The sequence below is a fragment of the Pseudomonas sp. P5_B2 genome (assembly GCF_056400445.1).
In genome coordinates this window covers 1-17,246 of record NZ_JBFULH010000058.1, presented here as the reverse complement: position 1 = coordinate 17,246, position 17,246 = coordinate 1, and the positions used below count along the sequence as shown (strand labels likewise).

Annotated in this window: 18 protein-coding genes; 9 read left to right on the top strand and 9 right to left on the bottom strand. The window is 59.5% G+C overall.

Annotated features, from left to right (window positions below):
• The 6 genes from AC1DRJ_RS08505 to fabI all read left to right on the top strand — a co-directional run.
• Positions 1–940: ABC transporter substrate-binding protein (locus AC1DRJ_RS08505; RefSeq protein WP_477801734.1), on the top strand; the 940-nt coding region annotated here is incomplete at its 5' end.
• Positions 937–2,778, top strand: coding sequence for an extracellular solute-binding protein (locus AC1DRJ_RS08500; protein ID WP_477801733.1), 1,842 nt, complete (start codon positions 937–939; stop codon positions 2,776–2,778). The genes AC1DRJ_RS08505 and AC1DRJ_RS08500, both read left to right, overlap by 4 nt.
• Positions 2,779–2,782: 4 nt before the next feature.
• Entirely contained in the window at positions 2,783–3,856 is a 1,074-nt protein-coding gene (locus AC1DRJ_RS08495) for a microcin C ABC transporter permease YejB (RefSeq protein ID WP_007944575.1), read from the top strand.
• A 1-nt stretch (position 3,857) separates the two neighbouring features.
• Positions 3,858–4,877: an ABC transporter permease gene (locus AC1DRJ_RS08490; RefSeq protein ID WP_477801732.1), complete on the top strand. Its 1,020-nt coding sequence runs from the start codon at positions 3,858–3,860 to the stop codon at positions 4,875–4,877.
• Position 4,878: 1 nt separating this feature from the next.
• Positions 4,879–6,486, top strand: a complete 1,608-nt coding sequence (locus AC1DRJ_RS08485; RefSeq protein WP_477801731.1) for an ABC transporter ATP-binding protein — start codon at positions 4,879–4,881, stop codon at positions 6,484–6,486.
• 24 nt (positions 6,487–6,510) lie between these two features.
• Positions 6,511–7,305, top strand: a complete 795-nt coding sequence (fabI, locus tag AC1DRJ_RS08480; protein WP_477801730.1) for an enoyl-ACP reductase FabI — start codon at positions 6,511–6,513, stop codon at positions 7,303–7,305.
• Positions 7,306–7,399: 94 nt separating this feature from the next.
• On the opposite strand, the gene AC1DRJ_RS08475 is transcribed toward fabI, so the two are convergent.
• Complete coding sequence (locus AC1DRJ_RS08475) at positions 7,400–8,266, bottom strand: LysR family transcriptional regulator (RefSeq protein ID WP_477801729.1); 867 nt, start codon at positions 8,264–8,266, stop codon at positions 7,400–7,402.
• 114 nt (positions 8,267–8,380) lie between these two features.
• Here AC1DRJ_RS08475 and AC1DRJ_RS08470 point away from each other — a divergent pair, with 114 nt between their 5' ends.
• A complete protein-coding gene (locus AC1DRJ_RS08470; RefSeq protein ID WP_477801728.1) occupies positions 8,381–8,806 on the top strand; it encodes a VOC family protein in 426 nt (141 codons plus the stop codon).
• On the opposite strand, the gene AC1DRJ_RS08465 is transcribed toward AC1DRJ_RS08470, so the two are convergent.
• From AC1DRJ_RS08465 to AC1DRJ_RS08440, 6 genes are all read right to left on the bottom strand, one after another.
• Entirely contained in the window at positions 8,784–9,374 is a 591-nt protein-coding gene (locus tag AC1DRJ_RS08465) for a GGDEF domain-containing protein (protein WP_477801727.1), read from the bottom strand. The genes AC1DRJ_RS08470 and AC1DRJ_RS08465 overlap by 23 nt on opposite strands.
• Positions 9,375–9,447: 73 nt before the next feature.
• Positions 9,448–10,026 (bottom strand): hypothetical protein, encoded by a 579-nt coding sequence (locus AC1DRJ_RS08460; RefSeq protein ID WP_477801726.1) that lies wholly within the window; start codon positions 10,024–10,026, stop codon positions 9,448–9,450.
• 1 nt (position 10,027) lies between these two features.
• On the bottom strand, positions 10,028–12,196 hold the full coding sequence (locus AC1DRJ_RS08455; RefSeq protein WP_477801725.1) for a xanthine dehydrogenase family protein molybdopterin-binding subunit: 2,169 nt from the start codon (positions 12,194–12,196) through the stop codon (positions 10,028–10,030).
• Between the two features lie 20 nt (positions 12,197–12,216).
• Complete coding sequence (locus AC1DRJ_RS08450) at positions 12,217–12,672, bottom strand: (2Fe-2S)-binding protein (protein WP_477801724.1); 456 nt, start codon at positions 12,670–12,672, stop codon at positions 12,217–12,219.
• A 319-nt stretch (positions 12,673–12,991) separates the two neighbouring features.
• Complete coding sequence (locus tag AC1DRJ_RS08445) at positions 12,992–14,146, bottom strand: NnrS family protein (protein ID WP_477801735.1); 1,155 nt, start codon at positions 14,144–14,146, stop codon at positions 12,992–12,994.
• Position 14,147: 1 nt separating this feature from the next.
• On the bottom strand, positions 14,148–14,396 hold the full coding sequence (locus AC1DRJ_RS08440) for a transmembrane sensor/regulator PpyR (RefSeq protein ID WP_477801723.1): 249 nt from the start codon (positions 14,394–14,396) through the stop codon (positions 14,148–14,150).
• A gap of 254 nt (positions 14,397–14,650) precedes the next feature.
• Between AC1DRJ_RS08440 and AC1DRJ_RS08435 the strand changes: the two genes are divergently transcribed.
• Both AC1DRJ_RS08435 and AC1DRJ_RS08430 read left to right on the top strand, forming a co-directional pair.
• A complete protein-coding gene (locus AC1DRJ_RS08435; protein ID WP_477801722.1) occupies positions 14,651–15,154 on the top strand; it encodes a VOC family protein in 504 nt (167 codons plus the stop codon).
• A gap of 35 nt (positions 15,155–15,189) precedes the next feature.
• Positions 15,190–16,023: an AraC family ligand binding domain-containing protein gene (locus AC1DRJ_RS08430; RefSeq protein ID WP_477801721.1), complete on the top strand. Its 834-nt coding sequence runs from the start codon at positions 15,190–15,192 to the stop codon at positions 16,021–16,023.
• On the opposite strand, the gene AC1DRJ_RS08425 is transcribed toward AC1DRJ_RS08430, so the two are convergent.
• Both AC1DRJ_RS08425 and AC1DRJ_RS08420 read right to left on the bottom strand, forming a co-directional pair.
• Positions 16,024–16,611 carry a LysE family translocator gene (locus AC1DRJ_RS08425; protein ID WP_477801720.1) on the bottom strand — a complete coding sequence of 196 codons (588 nt, stop codon included), beginning with the start codon at positions 16,609–16,611 and terminating at the stop codon, positions 16,024–16,026.
• Between the two features lie 150 nt (positions 16,612–16,761).
• Positions 16,762–17,246: tripartite tricarboxylate transporter permease (locus tag AC1DRJ_RS08420; RefSeq protein WP_477801719.1), on the bottom strand; the 485-nt coding region annotated here is incomplete at its 5' end.

The window sequence follows — 17,246 nt, the reverse complement described above, 5'->3', positions numbered from 1 at the left end:
CGGGTATAACTTCCCGGCGGTACGACGCGGTGACGTGATCAAAGCGCAGATCGCGCATCAGATCCCGACTCAGAGCCAGGGTCTGTTCATGAACACCCGACGCCCGACCTTTGCCGAGACCAAAGTCCGTGAAGCCTTGGGAATGATGTTCGACTTCGAGTGGACCAACCGCACGCTGTTCAGCGGCGCCTACAAGCGCTCCCTGAGTTACTACCCCAACAGCGAATTCTCGGCCACCGGCCTGCCGGTCGGCCATGAATGGCTGCTGCTCAAGCCATACCGCGAACAGTTGCCCGCCAAACTTTTCACCGAGCCCTTCAGCCTGCCGCAAACCGATGGTCGCGGCATTCCAAGGGAAAACCTGCGCAAAGCCCTGGCACTGCTCGCCGAGGCCGGCTGGAAGCTCAATGGCCAGCGCGTACAGAACGCCGTCGGCCAACCGCTGCGATTTGAAATTCTGCTGGTCAACCCGAACCTGGAACGTATCCTCCAGCCCTACGTCGAGAATCTCGCCAGCATCGGCATCGACGCGCGACTGCGCAGCGTTGACCGCGCCCAGTACAAACAGCGCCTGGATCAGTTCGACTTCGACATGATTTTGATGACCCTCAACCAGACCCTCAGCCCGGGTCTGGAGCAGTGGCAGTATTTTCATTCCAGCCAGGTCGGGATCAAGGGCAGTAAAAACTACGCCGGTATCGCCAACCCGATGGTCGACCATTTACTCGAACAACTGCTCGCCGCCCAGAGCCGTGACGAACAAGTCGCCGCCGGCAAAGCCCTCGACCGCGTGTTGCTGTGGCAGCACTACAGCATTCCCAACTGGTACCTCAATTATCACCGCCTGGCCTACCGTAACCGGTTGGCCTTTGTCACCACGCCGCCCTACACCCTGGGCCTGAGCGCGTGGTGGCTGAAGTCTTCGGAGAAGGATCGATGAAACCCGTACGCGCCCTGCTGTTGCAGGCCAGTGGCCTGCTGTTCGCCGGGCTGGCCTGTGCCGCCCCGCAACACGCTTTGACCCTCTACAACGAACCGCCAAAGTACCCCGCGGACTTTAAACATTTCGACTATGTGAACCCGGATGCGCCCAAGGGCGGGATCTTTCGTCAGGCCGGCTTCGGTGGCTTCGACAGCCTCAATCCGTTTATCAGCAAGGGCGTTCCGGCCGACGACATCGGCATGATCTACGACACCCTCGCCAGACAAGGTCTGGACGAGCCGTTCACCGAATATGGCCTGGTGGCCGGCAAGATCGAGAAAGCCCCGGACAACAGCTGGGTGCGTTTCTACCTGCGCCCTGAAGCGCGCTTCCACGATGGCCATCCGATTCGTGCCGAAGACGTGGTGTTCAGCTTCCAGACGCTGACCAAGGACGGCGCGCCGCTCTATCGCGGTTACTACAACGACGTCGAGGAAGCGGTTGTCGAAGACCCGCTGACCGTGTTGTTCAAGTTCAAGCACTCCAACAACCGTGAGCTGCCGCTGATCCTCGGCCAACTGCCGGTGTTGCCCAAGCATTGGTGGGCCGACCGCGATTTCAACAAAGGCAACCTTGAAATACCGCTGGGCAGTGGCCCGTACAAGGTCAGTCAAGTGAAGGCCGGGCGCTCGATTCGCTATGAGCGGGTCAAGGATTACTGGGGCAAGGACTTGCCGGTCAATCGCGGGTTCTACAACTTCGATGTGATGACCACTGATTACTACCGCGACAACACCGTGGCGCTCGAAGCGTTCAAGGCCGGGCAGTTCGATTACTGGCTGGAGATGACCGCCAAGAACTGGGCGAACGCCTACAACGTCCCGGCCGTCACCGAAGGCCGGTTGATCAAGGAACAGATCCCCAACGGCAACACCACCGGCATGCAGGGTTTTGTGTTCAACCTGCGTCGCCCGTTGTTCCAGGACGTGCGTGTGCGTGAGGCCATGTCGTTGCTGCTGGATTTTGAATGGACCAACAAGCAATTGTTCAACGGTGCCTACGCGCGCACCCGCAGCTATTTCGAGAACTCGGAAATGGCCGCCACCGGCCTGCCGGATGCCGATCAACTGGTTGTGCTCGATCCGTTTCGCGGCAAGATCCCCGAGCAGGTCTTCAGCGAAGCGTTCCAGAACCCGGTGACCGATGCCAGCGGCATGATTCGCGACCACCAGCGCAAAGCCTATCAACTGTTGCAAGAGGCCGGCTGGCGGATCGTCGATGACAAAATGGTCGATGCCACCGGCAAACCGGTGAAAATCGAATTCCTGCTGGCCCAGACCGAATTCGAGCGGGTGCTGCTGCCGTTCAAACGCAACCTCAGCGACCTGGGGATCGACCTGGTGATCCGCCGGGTCGACGTCTCGCAGTACATCAACCGCGTGCGCTCACGGGATTTCGACATGATCGTCGGCAGCTTCCCGCAGTCCAGTTCTCCTGGCAACGAACAGCGCGAATTCTGGATGTCGGCCGCCGCCGACAAACCCGGCAGCCGCAATTCCATGGGCCTCAAAGACCCGGTGGTGGACCAACTGGTCGAGCAACTGATCAACGCCGATTCGCGCAAAAGCCTGGTAGCGCATGCCCGTGCACTGGACCGCGTGCTGCAATGGGGTTATTACGTGATCCCCAACTGGCACATCAAGACCTGGCGCGTGGCTTACTGGAACCACATCGGCCATCCGAAAATCTCACCGCTGTACGACATCGGCACAAACACCTGGTGGATCAAGCCTGACGCGAAACCTGCGATAGAAGTCGAAGCCATCCTGCAAGCCACCCCTGCGGGCACGGAGTAATCAGATGCTGGCGTATATTTTTCGGCGACTGTTGCTGATCATTCCGACCTTGTTCGGTATTTTGCTGATCAACTTCGTGATCATCCAGGCCGCTCCCGGCGGTCCGGTAGAGCAGATGATCGCCAAGCTCGAAGGCTTCGAAGGCGCCACCAGTCGCATCGCCGGTGGCGGTGCCGAAGTGTCAGTGGCCGGCTCCGCCTATCGTGGTGCCCAAGGCCTGGACCCGGCGCTGGTCAAGGAAATCGAGCACATGTACGGCTTCGACAAATCGGCGCCGGAACGCTTGTGGATCATGGTGAAGAACTACGCGTCTCTGGACTTCGGCGACAGCTTCTTTCGCGATGCCAAGGTCATCGACCTGATCAAGGAAAAGATGCCGGTGTCGATCTCCCTCGGGTTGTGGAGCACGCTGATCATGTACCTGGTGTCGATCCCGCTGGGGATCGCCAAGGCCACGCGACACGGCAGCCACTTTGACGTCTGGACCAGTTCGGCGATCATCGTCGGTTACGCGATCCCGGCGTTCCTGTTTGCGATCCTGCTGATCGTGGTATTTGCTGGCGGCAGCTATTTTGACTGGTTCCCGTTGCGTGGGCTGACGTCGAACAATTTCGACGAACTGAGCATGGGCGGAAAAATCCTCGATTACTTCTGGCACCTGGCCTTGCCGGTGACGGCGTTGGTGATCGGCAACTTCGCGACCATGACCCTGCTGACCAAAAACAGCTTCCTCGACGAAATCAACAAGCAGTACGTGGTCACCGCCAAAGCCAAGGGCCTGACCCGTCACCGTGTGCTGTACGGCCATGTGTTCCGCAACGCCATGTTGCTGGTGATCGCCGGGTTCCCGTCAGCGTTTATCGGCATCTTCTTTACCGGCTCGTTGCTGGTGGAAGTGATTTTCTCCCTCGACGGGCTCGGCCTGATGAGCTTTGAAGCCGCGATCAACCGCGATTACCCGGTGGTGTTTGGCACGCTGTTTATCTTCACCTTGCTGGGCCTGGTGGTGAAACTGATCGGTGACCTGACCTACACCTTTGTCGATCCGCGCATCGACTTCGAAAGCCGGGAGCATTGAGATGAACCTGTCCCCGCTCAATCGACGCCGTTTCGAACTTTTCAAGTCCAACAAGCGTGGCTGGTGGTCGCTGTGGCTGTTTCTGGTGCTGTTCGGCCTGAGCCTTGGCGCCGAACTGATCGCCAACGACAAACCGCTGGTGGTGCACTACGACAACAGCTGGTACTTCCCGGCGCTCAAGCGTTACCCCGAAACCACTTTCGGCGGTGAATTCCCGCTGGAAGCCAACTACAAGAGCCCGTACATCCGCGAACTGCTCAAGGCCAAGGACGCTTGGGTGCTGTGGGCGCCGATTCCCTACAGTTATCAAAGCATCAACTACGACCTGAAAGTCCCGGCCCCCGCACCACCGTCGATGGAAAACCTGCTCGGTACCGACGATCAAGGCCGCGACGTGCTGGCACGGGTGATTTACGGCTTCCGGATTTCGGTGTTGTTCGCCCTCACCCTGACCATTCTCAGCTCAATCATTGGTGTGATTGCCGGGGCCTTGCAGGGTTTCTATGGCGGCTGGGTGGACCTGGCCGGGCAGCGGTTTCTGGAAATCTGGTCCGGTTTACCAGTGCTGTACCTGCTGATCATCCTGGCCAGCTTCGTGCAGCCGAACTTCTGGTGGCTGCTGGGGATCATGTTGCTGTTTTCATGGATGAGCCTGGTGGACGTGGTGCGCGCCGAGTTCCTGCGCGGGCGTAACCTTGAATACGTGCGCGCGGCGCGGGCACTGGGGATGCAGAACGGTGCGATCATGTTCCGCCACATCCTGCCCAACGCCATGGTCTCGACCATGACGTTCATGCCGTTCATCCTGACCGGCGCGATCGGCACCCTGACCGCGCTGGATTTCCTCGGTTTCGGCTTGCCACCCGGCGCGCCGTCGCTGGGTGAGCTGGTGGCCCAGGGTAAATCCAACCTGCAGGCGCCCTGGCTCGGCATCAGCGCGTTTGCGGTGCTGGCGATCATGTTGAGTTTGCTGGTGTTTATCGGCGAGTCCGCTCGCGATGCCTTCGACCCGAGGAAGTGAAATGAATCCGGACAATCTGATCGAAGTGCGCGACCTGTCCGTCGAGTTTGGCGTCGGCGAGCGTGTGCAACGAGTGGTCGAAGGCGTGAGCTTTGATATCCGCCGCGGTGAAACTTTGGCGCTGGTCGGTGAAAGCGGTTCCGGCAAGTCGGTCACCGCCCACTCGATCCTGCGATTGCTGCCCTACCCGATCGCCCGGCATCCGTCCGGCACCATCGAGTACGGTGGGAAAAACCTGCTGGACCAAAATGAAAAGACCCTGCGCCACATCCGCGGCAACCGGATCGCGATGATTTTCCAGGAGCCGATGACCTCGCTCAACCCGTTGCACTCCATCGAAAAACAGATCAACGAGGTGCTGGGCATCCACAAAGGCCTGATCGGCAAAGTGGCGACTAAACGCACTCTGGAACTGCTGGAGATGGTCGGCATTCCCGAGCCGGAAAAACGCCTGAAAGCCCTGCCCCACGAATTGTCCGGCGGTCAGCGCCAGCGGGTCATGATCGCCATGGCCTTGGCCAATGAGCCGGAGCTGTTGATCGCCGACGAACCGACCACTGCACTGGACGTGACCGTTCAGCTGAAAATCCTCGAATTACTCAAGGAATTACAGGCCCGGTTGGGCATGGCGCTGCTGCTGATCAGCCACGATTTGAACCTTGTGCGAAGAATTGCGCATCGCGTATGTGTCATGCAGCGCGGTTGCATCGTCGAACAGGCATCGTGCGAAGAGTTGTTCCGTGCGCCGCAGCATCCGTACACTCGGGAATTGCTGGCAGCGGAGCCCAGCGGCAAGCCGGCGACCWATGTTATCGGGCCGCCATTGCTGCAAGTCGAGGACCTGAAAGTCTGGTTCCCGATCAAGAAAGGCCTGCTGAAAAAGACCGTTGACCACATCAAAGCGGTGGACGGGATCAATTTCAGCCTGCCGCAGGGGCAGACCCTGGGGATTGTCGGTGAGAGCGGTTCGGGCAAATCGACGCTCGGTCTGGCGATTTTGCGGTTGATTGCCAGCAAAGGCACGATCCGTTTTGAAGGCAAGCAGCTAGACTGCCTGACGCAGAACGAGGTTCGGCCGTTGCGGCGGGAGATGCAGGTGGTGTTTCAGGACCCGTTCGGTAGCCTGAGCCCACGGATGTGCGTGAGCCAGATCGTCGGCGAAGGCCTGCGGATCCACAAGATGGGCACCGAGGCGGAACAGGAACAAGCGATTATTGCGGCACTCAAGGAGGTAGGTCTGGACCCGGAAACCCGGAACCGCTACCCCCACGAATTTTCCGGCGGGCAACGGCAGAGAATCGCCATTGCCCGGGCATTAGTGCTAAAACCGGCGTTGATTTTGCTGGACGAGCCGACCTCGGCCCTCGACCGCACCGTACAACGCCAAGTAGTGGAGCTGCTGCGGTCACTGCAAACCAAGTACAACCTGACGTATTTGTTTATCAGCCATGATTTGGCTGTCGTCAAGGCGCTGAGCCACCAGCTGATGGTGGTCAAGCAAGGCCAAGTGGTCGAACAGGGAGACGCGCAAAGTATCTTTGCCGCCCCCCAACATCCGTATACACAGCAGTTGCTGGAAGCCGCTTTCCTGGCACCAGCCACTGCGTAATAACCTGAAAGAGAGGAGCAACACATGGGTTTTCTCGCCGGTAAGCGCGTACTGATCGTCGGTGTCGCCAGCAAGCTGTCCATCGCATCCGGCATCGCTGCCGCCATGCATCGCGAGGGCGCTGAGCTTGCCTTCACTTATCAGAACGACAAACTAAAGGGTCGTGTCGAAGAGTTCGCACAAGGCTGGGGTTCGAGCCCTGAACTGTGCTTCCCGTGCGACGTGGCCAGCGATGAAGAAATCGCCAAGGTCTTCGTTGAGCTGAGCAAAAAGTGGGACGGCCTGGACTGCATCGTGCACTCCGTCGGCTTCGCCCCGGGCGACCAACTGGACGGCGACTTCACCGAAGCCACCACCCGTGAAGGTTTCCGCATCGCTCACGACATCAGCGCCTACAGCTTCGTGGCCCTGGCCAAAGCTGGTCGCGAAATGATGAAAGGCCGCAACGGCAGCCTGCTGACCCTGTCGTACCTGGGCGCCGAGCGCACCATGCCAAACTACAACGTGATGGGCATGGCCAAGGCTTCGCTGGAAGCTGGCGTACGTTACCTGGCCGGCTCCCTGGGCCCGGACGGCACCCGCGTCAACTGCGTATCGGCTGGCCCGATCCGCACCCTCGCCGCTTCTGGCATCAAGAACTTCCGCAAAATGCTGGCTGCCAACGAAGCGCAAACCCCGCTGCGTCGCAACGTCACCATTGACGAAGTCGGCAATGCCGGCGCCTTCCTGTGCTCGGACCTGGCGTCCGGTATCAGCGGCGAAATCATGTACGTAGACGGTGGTTTCAACACCACTGCGATGGGTAGCCTGGAAGAGTAATCTTCAGCTGACCCAAAAAACCCGCCGATTCTGGCGGGTTTTTTTATGCCTGCGATTCCAGAGAACCATGCAAACTCCTACAGGGGATTTGTGTTTAGTTGTCGGGATGTGTGAGGCACCGGGCGAATAGCTGCTGGATCGGCTGCGTACGCTGGCTATAGCGTTGCAACAGAACGATTTCCCGGTAAAACGTAAGCTCGCCCAGCGAGATGATCCTGACCTTCGCCCCATACTCTAGCCACAACCCCGCCTCGGGCAGCAACGAAACGCCCAACCCGCACTCAACCATTTTCACGATGGCTTCCAGCTCGTCCAGCTCCAGCGCCACCTGCACGTCAATCTGCTGCTCACGCAAAAACCGCGTCACCAGACGTCCGCCAAACGAGTTGCGGTCATAACGCACCTGCGGATGGTCGGCGAGCATCTTTAACGGGTCATCGCCCTCAAGGTCCATCGGCACGATCAGCACGAACGGCTCACGGCGAATGACCTGCGCCGACAATTCCTTTGGCAGTTCAAACGGCGGCTTGATCAGAATCGCCAAATCCACCTCACCGGTGTCCACCTGGTTCAATAGATTCAGCGACACACCCGGCACCAGTTTCGGCTCCAGCAACGGTGCCTGCTGCCTCAACCGCAACAACGCCTGGGGCAGCAACCCGGTCTGAGCCGTGGCCACTGCACCAATCTTCAATTCACCTCGGTATTCACTGACGTCATCACTGATCGCCATGCGGCTGAAGGTGTCAAGCATCTCTTTGGCCAACGGTAATGCCCGCTGGCCTGCGGCGTTGAGAATCGCCTGACGCCCGGTGCGGTCGAACAGACGGATGCCCAGCGTCTGTTCCAGATTGCGCATCTGTGCGCTGACCGCCGACTGCGTAAGGCCGATGTGCATGCCGGCGGCAGCGAAGGTGCCGTAACGCGTGACGGCAATGAAAGTTTTCAGTTCCCGCAGCATGGCACTCTCGATTGATCGAAATAATTTGAGCTCGACGCAAAAACTATCGTCTTTCAATCGAAAAGCACAGCGCTAAACTTAGTCTCATACCTACCACAATCCGAGACCCGCCCAATGCAACTGTCCCCTTTTCACTTGGCAATTCCAGTGTATGACTTGACCGCAGCACGGAATTTTTATGGCGAAGTGTTCGGTCTGGAAGAAGGTCGCTCCAGCGATCACTGGGTCGATTTCAACTTTTTCGGCCACCAATTGGTGATTCACCTGGCACCGAAAAATGCCTCGCAGGAGGCCGCTCACACCAATGCGGTGGACGGCCACAACGTGCCTGTGCCGCATTTCGGCGTAGTCTTGAGCATGAGTGAGTGGGAGGCGCTGGCGCAGCGCCTGACCGCGGTGGGCACGTCGTTCGTGATCGAACCGGGCATTCGCTTTCAGGGGCAGGTGGGCGAGCAAGCGACGATGTTCCTCTTTGATCCTTGCGGCAATGCGCTGGAGTTCAAGGCCTTCAAGGACATCAGTCAGTTGTTTGCCAAGTGAACGCGTCCGCCTCGGCCAACAGCCCTTCGATTGAGTCGTGACGCAAGGGGTCGTATTCGATCTGGCCGAGACTGAAGCGCAGGTCATTGACACGACGGGCCGCGGCATTGCGCTCGGCGAGTATTTCTTCGAGGCGGGCCTTGATCGCGGCGAGTTCCACCGTGCCTGAACCCGTGAGCAACGCGACAAATTTGTCGCTGCTCAGTCGGCCAATGACATCGCTTTCGCGAAAAGCGATGCGCAGCACGTCGGCGAAGATTTTCAACGCTTTGCCGCTCGCGGTACTGCCATACAGGTAATGCAAGCGTTTGAAATCATCCAGGTTGAACAGCAACAACGTGGCCGGTTTCTCCAGCCGCTGACAGGCGTCCAGGCCTTGCTCGGCCAGCGTGGCGAACCCGTGTCGGTTGGGGAGCAGGGTCAACTCGTCCATGCTCGCCATCTGTACGCCCAACAGCTCTTGTTCGGCCTTGCGCGCCAATTCGCGTAACCATTCGCGCTCTTCTTGAGGGGAACGTAAAGGAACGCCACCTGCACCTGGTTTGACCGGCTTGCCTGGGATTAACATGGCTAACTCCATTGGCGGGTATGATCTTTAGAGTAGGTCATACGCGCATTGACTCCGTGTGACGGACCACCGGTCAACTGCCCACCCGCGGGCACGGCCCTCCCGCCTCCGCCCACAGCTTGAATTGCGCGACGAAAACGTCGTGAGGCACCGGCACCGGCGCCCTGCCCTCGCCGGGATTCCAGCCCCACAGCACCAATTTATCGTCGCTGACATGCTTGATCAGCGCGGCGAAATCACGGTCGCCATTGCTGGAGCGGTCCTTGATCATCGCGCATAACTTGTCGGCTGGCAGTGCGTTCCAGGCCATTTTGTGCGCCGCGGGCGGCAGGCTCCAGTGCGGTGCCCCCGGTGGCGCATGCGGCCCGTAACTGGCTGGCGGGTTGGACTCGGCATGACACGTGGTACAGGGCAAACCGGCCGCGCCCTTGCCGTCCATCCCGCGCACCACGTTCATCGCGTGGGGAATCCCGGCATCGAATTGCAGCGGCGAATCGCCCGGAATATGGCAGTTCTGGCAACGCGGGCTTTGAAAGACCTTCTGCACCGTTTCGAAGGCCTTTATCGCTTCCTTGTCGTCCGCATACAGGTCTTCGGTGTAGCCCGCCAGGCCGACCAACAGCACCGCGCCCAGCATCAGATGTCGTTTCATCTCACACCCCCGACAGTTGCAGCGGTAGCTCGCGCAGGCGCTGTCCGGTCAGGGCGAACACAGCGTTGGCGACCGCCGGTGCGGTAGGCGGAACACCGGTCTCGCCGATGCCTCCGGGCTTGTCGCTGCTCGGCAGGATATGCACCTCGACCACCGGCATTTCGTTAAGCCGTAGCACCTTGTAATCGTGGAAATTGGATTGCATCACCTTCCCGCCCTTGACGGTCAGTTTGCTGTGCAAGGCGAAGCTCAGGCCGAAGGTGATGCACGACTCCATCTGCGCGGCGATACTCTGCGGATTGACCGCTATTCCGCAATCCACCGCGCACACCACCCGGTGCACGCGGATTTTCAGATTCTCCTGGGACACTTCGGCGACCTGCGCCACAAAGCTGCCGAACGACTCGTGCACCGCCACACCCACCGCGTGACCGTCGGGCAATGGTGCGCCCCAGTTGGCTTTCTCGACCGCCAGATTGAGCACGCCCAAGTGCCGCGGGTGGTTCTTGAGCAAGGTGCGTCGGTAATCCACCGGATCCTTGCCGGCCGCCTCGGCCAATTCATCGATCAACGACTCCATGACGAACGCCGTGTGAGTGTGCCCGACCGAGCGCAACCACAACACGGCGATCCCGGTTTTCGGTGAGTGCAGTTCCACCTGGTGATCGGCCAGGTCTTCGATGTATGGGCTATCGGCGACGCCTTCCACCGATGTTTTGTCGACGCCACCCTTGACCATGCTCGCCTCCAGCGAGGTGTCGGCCATAATCGACTGCCCGACCAGCACATGCTTCCAGGCCACCGGCATACCGTCGGTATCCAGCCCGATATTCGCCTGATGCAGGAACATCGAACGGTAGTAACCGCCGCGAATGTCGTCCTCACGGGACCACACGGTTTTCACCGGCGCGCCCGCCGCCTTGGCAACCTGCACCGCTTCAGCGACAAAATCCGACGTCGGATTGGCCCGGCGCCCAAAACCGCCGCCGAGAAACTCGGTATGAATCTCCACCTGTTCGGGTTTGAGCCCGGTAATTTTACCGGCGATGATTTGATCCAGCGTCTGAAACTGGGTGCCGGTCCAGATCTCGCATTTGTCCTGACTGAATTTCACCGTGCAATTGAGCGGCTCCATCGGTGCATGGGCCAGATAAGGCACACTGTATTCGACGTTGATCTTCTTCGCAGCTTTGCCCAGTGCGGCCGTTGCATCGCCCGCCTTACTGGCCGAAATGCCTGGAGTGGCGGCGAGTTTGCGGAAACTCGAGAGCAGTTTCTGGCTGTCCAAGCCGGTGTTCGGCCCCAGGTCCCAGTCAATTTCCAGCGCATCGCGCCCCAGCTTCGCCGCCCAGAAATGATCAGCAATCACCGCAACGCCCGAGGGCACTTGCACCACTTTATGCACGCCCGGCACCGCCAGCGCCGCGGCACCTTCGAAGGATTTGACGCTACCTCCGAACCCTGGCGGGCGGGCAACCATGGCGGTCATCAAACCGTCGAATTGCACATCCATGCCGAACTTGGCCTGACCGGTAATTTTCTCCGGTGTGTCCAGGCGTTGGGTGGGTTGGCCGATGATCTTCCAGTCCTTGGCCTCCTTGAACACGATCGAGGCGGGATCCGGCACCGGCAACTGGCCGGCGTCGTCAGCCAGTTCGCCATATGTGGCACGCTGGTCGCCCGCGATGACCACGCCTGATTCGGTGCGGATCTGCGAAGGTGCAACATCAAACCGCTTGGCCGCCGCTTCGACCAACATCAGGCGTGCGGCCGCCCCGGCCTGACGGTAGCGGTCGAACTCCATCCAGGTCGAGGTCGAACCGCCGGTGATCTGCATCCCGCCAAAACCGGCCATTCCATACTCTGCGGCCGAGGCCGGTGAGTGTTCGACGCGGATTTTCGACCAGTCGKCGTCCAGTTCTTCGGCGATCAACATGGTCAGGCCGGTCCAGATGCCCTGGCCCATTTCCGAATGGCCGAGCAGCACGGTGACGCTGTTGTCGTTGCCGATCCGCAGGAAGGCATTGGGCGCAAAAATATTGCCTTGATTCTCCGCGCCCAAGGCAAAGCGATGGGCACCGGGGATGACAAATGCCACCACCAGACCACCACCCAACAGGGCGCTGCCCTTGAGAAAACCACGGCGCGACAACGGGGGGTTGCTGTTCATGGTTCCAGTCTCCCTCAACGTCAACCGATCTCGGCGGCACGTTTGACCGCCGCGCGAATCCTTGGGTAGGTGCCGCAACGGCAGATGTTGCCGGAGAGCGCCTGATCGATGTCGCTGTCGGTTGGTTTGGGAATTTTCGCCAGCAACGCGGCGGCGGACATGATTTGCCCGGACTGGCAGTAACCGCACTGCACCACATCGAGTTCGGCCCAGGCTTGCTGCACCGGGTGCGAACCGTCGGTGGACAAGCCTTCGATGGTGAGGATTTTCTGTCCGTGGGCCACGGCGGTAGCGGGCGTGATACAGGAACGCAACGGCGCACCGTCGACGTGCACGGTGCAGGCGCCGCACTGGGCCATGCCACAGCCGAATTTGGTGCCGGTGAGGTGCGCAACATCGCGTAGCACCCAGAGCAGCGGCATGTCTGCCGGGACATCGAACTCCTGATCCTTGCCATTGATGTTGAGGGTCAGCATTGTGATTGTCCTCAGACTCACGGTGTTCTGAAGGGCGTCGCTGTGACAATCAACTGCCTACGCGCGCCTTGGGGTTCTCCCTTCAGCTAAGCGCAAAATGCCGGGCGAGACCGGTTCATCGACCACCGGTCACACAAAAGCCTCCTCGATGGGCGGCCTTTGCGGGTGAAAGAGTTTGCGGTGATCAGAGGGGTGTTGTGGCAGCACGGCTGGTGCGGCTGAAGGGCTGTTGTGGCAGCACGGCTCGCTCGCCACAAAGGCCATCAGCAAAATTCGCCCAGCGGTGGCTTTTTCGCTTTCACCATGGCGGCCTGGGGCACTAGGCCCTTGGCGTAAACAGGATCGACGTGTAACGCGTCAGGAACAGGCCGAACGCCGCGCACCACAGCAGCGCCGAGAGGCCCAGCCCGGCCCCGGAAAACGGAACCAGCAACACCCTGCATGCGCCAGCGACGACCAACAAGGCAAACCCCAGCACCACGGTTTTCGACGGTTGCAGCTGCCGCCCGGTGTGGCCGAGACTGACGCGGGCAATCATCGCCAGGATCAACCCGCCGATACCGCCCACGGCCAGCGCATGGGTGGCCAGACTCTGTTGTGGGATCAGGCCCGCATGCCAGAGCGCCATCGCCAGCGCGGCGATCACCAACCAGGCATAGGCGAGGTACAGCGACCACAACAGCGGCACCCGCCAAATGCCTCGATCATGCCAGCGCCACAAACGCAGCATATGCAAAGTGCCCATCAGCAAAAACAACAGCGCCAACCACACCCTCGGGACATCGTTGAAACCACTGGCGAAGGACACCGCCGCCAACAACGAACTCACCAGCAGGATTTTAGTGGGCAGTGGATGCGCAGCAGGCGTAGCGGGACGGTTCAGCCCGCGCTGAATGAAAAACGGGATGACCCGGCCGCCAATCACCGTCATCAACGCCGCCACCAGCCACAGCGATGCCAGCACACCGCGTCGTTGCAGCCCGATGTCGTCGGTGGCAATCCCCCACAGGGTCAGTGCCTGGCAGCCGGCTATCAGCGCCACCACCAACAGAATCGGATAATTCTCACGCTTGCCGGCGGCGACTAAATCCCGACCCAACATCCACGCCAACAGCGGTAGAAAAGGTGTCTGCAGAGCAATCAACAGCGGCTCAGGGATCGGCAGCAACCACGCCAATCGCGCCAGCAGCCAGACCAGCAGTAACCCGATCAAGGGCCAGCCGCTCAAGCCGGGACGCCCGGTCCAGTTCGGTACCGCCGTCAACAGGAACCCGGCGATGATGGCCGTGGCAAATCCGAACGGCATCTCATGCCGATGCCAGCTCAACATGCCGCCCACGGGTTGCGCGCCGGGCAAGCGGCCATACAGCCAAAGCGCCCAGATCGCCACGGCTACCGCCGCAAACAGGGCGCCGGCGAAAAAGAACGGTCGAAACCCAAGACTGAACACCGGTACTGCAGCCAGTTTGCGCATTTCAAGCCACCGCATGGGTCAGGCCTTTACCCAACCGATATTGGGCCAGCAGGCGCATGACGTAGCCAATCTTGATGAGGGTCGGCCCAATGATGGTCATGGCATGCATCGTCACCAACACCACGATCGATAAATGACCGCCGTACAGGTAGGCACCATAGATGCCGGCCAACAGCATGGCCAGTCCGGCGCCCAGCACTTTGCTCGACAGGTGCAGAACGGTCAGCGGGTTATTGAAAAAATCGAACATTTTGCCGTACTCCTGAAGCGGGTCAGTTGTACGTTTGGAGTATCAAGTGTCGTGCCAAGTATTAACGTCTGTGTAATCAACGCCTTGAGACAAGCAGAGTCATATCGACAACATTCAAAAAGAGTCTTTACGACCTATTTTCTAGTCTATTTGACTTCTCTTTTCATCAGGTTATCGATCTACGGTCCATCTGATCGACCCCAGCCTGACTACGCTGATAGTCCAGCATGAGTAACCCGTAGAGGAGCGCCATCATGCAACGCGTGCAAAAACTGACTCCCTGCCTCTGGTTCGACACTCAGGCCGAAGAGGCGGCGAAGTATTACTGTTCAATCTTCGATCATTCAAAAATCACCGGCACCACTCATTATGGCAAGGCTGGCCAAGAGGTTCACGGCATGCCTGAAGGCCTGGTGCTGACGATCAGCTTCGAGCTGGACGGGCAACCGTTTACAGGCCTCAATGGCGGCCCCCATTTCAAGTTCAATGAAGCGGTTTCGTTTCAGGTCAACTGCCAGACTCAGGAAGAAATCGACCATTACTGGGGCACGCTTTCCGCCGGTGGCGAGCCGCAGGCCCAGCAATGTGGCTGGCTCAAGGACAAATACGGACTGTCCTGGCAAATCGTCCCGATCCCGTTCATGGAGATGTTGAAAGACCCGGACACGACCAAGTCCCAGCGCGCCATGCAAGCCATGATGCAGATGAAAAAGCTCGACATCGCTGCCTTGCAACGAGCCTTTGACGGCGAGAGCTAATACACTCCAGAGCTAACCTGCCGAGGACGCTGACGATGAAGCTCGCTGCTGCCAAAAACGCCGATAAAGCCCCGCGCTTCTGGCGTGATGACGCCCTGCCCTTCATCGAGGCCCGCTCCATCGTCGACGGTCGCGACGTCTGCTACACCCGGCATGCCCACGAGCACTTCTCCATCGGTGCGATCACTGCCGGGTGCAGCACTTACCTGCATGAGCAGTCGGCGTTTCAGGTCAACGCCGGCACCGTGGTGCTGATGAATCCCGAGGATGTTCACGCCTGCAATCCGATCGACGACCAGCCGTGGTCGTACCTGATGCTGTACGTCGAGACACCGTGGCTGACCGATTTACAGCATCAGCTTGGCTTCAGCCAGGACTTGGCATTTCGGCGTTTTTCCACCACCCACACGCGCGATATCCAGCTGTTTACCGGCCTACTGAGTCTGTACGAAACACTGGTCGATCCTCAGCAGGACGTGCTGTGCAAACACAGTGCTGCGGTGGAGTTTTTTACCGATGTACAGCAACGACTCAATCCGGTCGATCAACCGCTGCGCGAACCCAATTTCAAGCTGGAACGCGCTGCCGACTACATCCGCGACAACTGCACGCAGCTGCTCAAGCTCGAAGACATTTGCGAAGCCGCTCAATTGTCACCGTCCTACCTGATCCGCGCCTTCAAACAACATTACGGCATGACACCCCATGCATTTCTGGTCAACCGGCGTATCCAGTTTGCCCGCGACCAATTGCGCAACGGCAAGTTGATCGCAGATGTCGCGCTGGAAGCGGGGTTTGCTGATCARGCGCATTTTCAGCGGGCGTTCAAACAACATCTGGCGGCGACACCGGGGCAGTATCGCGGCTGATCAGGGCAGCACTAAATAAACCGCACTGACCGCCAACAACAACGCCATGAGTCGATTAAACAAGCGCATGCCTGCTGCATTGCCCAGATAGCCACGCAAAAATGTCCCGGCGTAGGCCCAGCAGCCGACGGACACATAGCAGATCACCAGATACACCGCCGCAAACTGCCACACCAACCGCGCCTCGCCGTCCGCGACGAAGGCGCCCATCCCCGCCACGCAGGCCAGCCAGGCTTTCGGGTTGAGCCATTGCATGACCGCGCCGTACACCATCGACGGCGCCTTTGCAGAAGCCTTTGCATCGAGACGACCATCGTCCGCCGCCAGTTTCCAGGCCATGAACAACAAAAACCCCACGCCGGCCAGTTGCACCACCTGTGTCAGCGCCGGCCACAGCTGCAAGACCTCGTGCAGCCCCAGCCCCATCAACACCAGCAACAATACAAACCCCAGCGTTGCCCCGGCCACGTGCCGTTGACTGGCACGAAAGCCAAACTGCGCGCCCGAACTCAACGCCACAATATTCACCGGCCCCGGCGTTATGGACGCCACCAGCGCAAACGTCGCCATGGAGATAATCAGACTCATCGCACACCTTCTTCAATTCAGGGAAACAAGCGCTCACGGTACTGAGCACCCTTGCTCCGCGTATTGAAGAAAACTGCCCAAAGCCTCGCACACGTTTTTGCAGCTGGCAAAGCCTGCGTCCGGCAGCTGCTACACAGGTCGCGTTTTGACTCAATCATCCTCATGCAATTTGATGCCGCGAGCGTGGAGCAAATGCGGAACGATCAACACCAAAAGCGTCAGCGCGAGGAACGACGCAGCGATGGGTTGCGTGACAAAGATCAGCCAGTCACCCTGACTGATGGACAAGGCGTTGCGCAGTTGTTTTTCAGCCATCGGCCCCAGCAACATACCGACGATCACGGGTGCCACGGGGAAATCGAAACGCCGCATCAGCACCCCGCCCCAGCCGATGCCGAGCATCAGTAGCAGATCAAACGAAGAGTGGCGCATGCCATACACGCCGATGGTGGCAAACACCAGAATGCCGGCATTCAGGTACGGCCGGGGAATCTGCAGCAGCTTGACCCACAAGCCCACCAGGGGCAGGTTCAGCACCAGCAGGATGACGTTTCCGATGTACAGAGAGGCAACGAGGGTCMAGACCAGGTCACCCGAAGTCTGGAACAACATCGGTCCCGGTTGCAGGTTGTAGT

Coding starts and splice junctions, on each gene's coding strand:
- fabI (WP_477801730.1), top strand. CDS start 6,511: ATGGGTTTTCTCGCCGGTAAGCGCGTACTGATCGTCGGTGTCGCCAGC.
- AC1DRJ_RS08450 (WP_477801724.1), bottom strand. CDS start 12,672: ATGCTGACCCTCAACATCAATGGCAAGGATCAGGAGTTCGATGTCCCG.
- AC1DRJ_RS08500 (WP_477801733.1), top strand. CDS start 937: ATGAAACCCGTACGCGCCCTGCTGTTGCAGGCCAGTGGCCTGCTGTTC.
- AC1DRJ_RS08490 (WP_477801732.1), top strand. CDS start 3,858: ATGAACCTGTCCCCGCTCAATCGACGCCGTTTCGAACTTTTCAAGTCC.
- AC1DRJ_RS08475 (WP_477801729.1), bottom strand. CDS start 8,266: ATGCTGCGGGAACTGAAAACTTTCATTGCCGTCACGCGTTACGGCACC.
- AC1DRJ_RS08435 (WP_477801722.1), top strand. CDS start 14,651: ATGCAACGCGTGCAAAAACTGACTCCCTGCCTCTGGTTCGACACTCAG.
- AC1DRJ_RS08460 (WP_477801726.1), bottom strand. CDS start 10,026: ATGAAACGACATCTGATGCTGGGCGCGGTGCTGTTGGTCGGCCTGGCG.
- AC1DRJ_RS08495 (WP_007944575.1), top strand. CDS start 2,783: ATGCTGGCGTATATTTTTCGGCGACTGTTGCTGATCATTCCGACCTTG.
- AC1DRJ_RS08470 (WP_477801728.1), top strand. CDS start 8,381: ATGCAACTGTCCCCTTTTCACTTGGCAATTCCAGTGTATGACTTGACC.
- AC1DRJ_RS08440 (WP_477801723.1), bottom strand. CDS start 14,396: ATGTTCGATTTTTTCAATAACCCGCTGACCGTTCTGCACCTGTCGAGC.
- AC1DRJ_RS08445 (WP_477801735.1), bottom strand. CDS start 14,146: ATGCGCAAACTGGCTGCAGTACCGGTGTTCAGTCTTGGGTTTCGACCG.
- AC1DRJ_RS08465 (WP_477801727.1), bottom strand. CDS start 9,374: ATGTTAATCCCAGGCAAGCCGGTCAAACCAGGTGCAGGTGGCGTTCCT.
- AC1DRJ_RS08425 (WP_477801720.1), bottom strand. CDS start 16,611: ATGAGTCTGATTATCTCCATGGCGACGTTTGCGCTGGTGGCGTCCATA.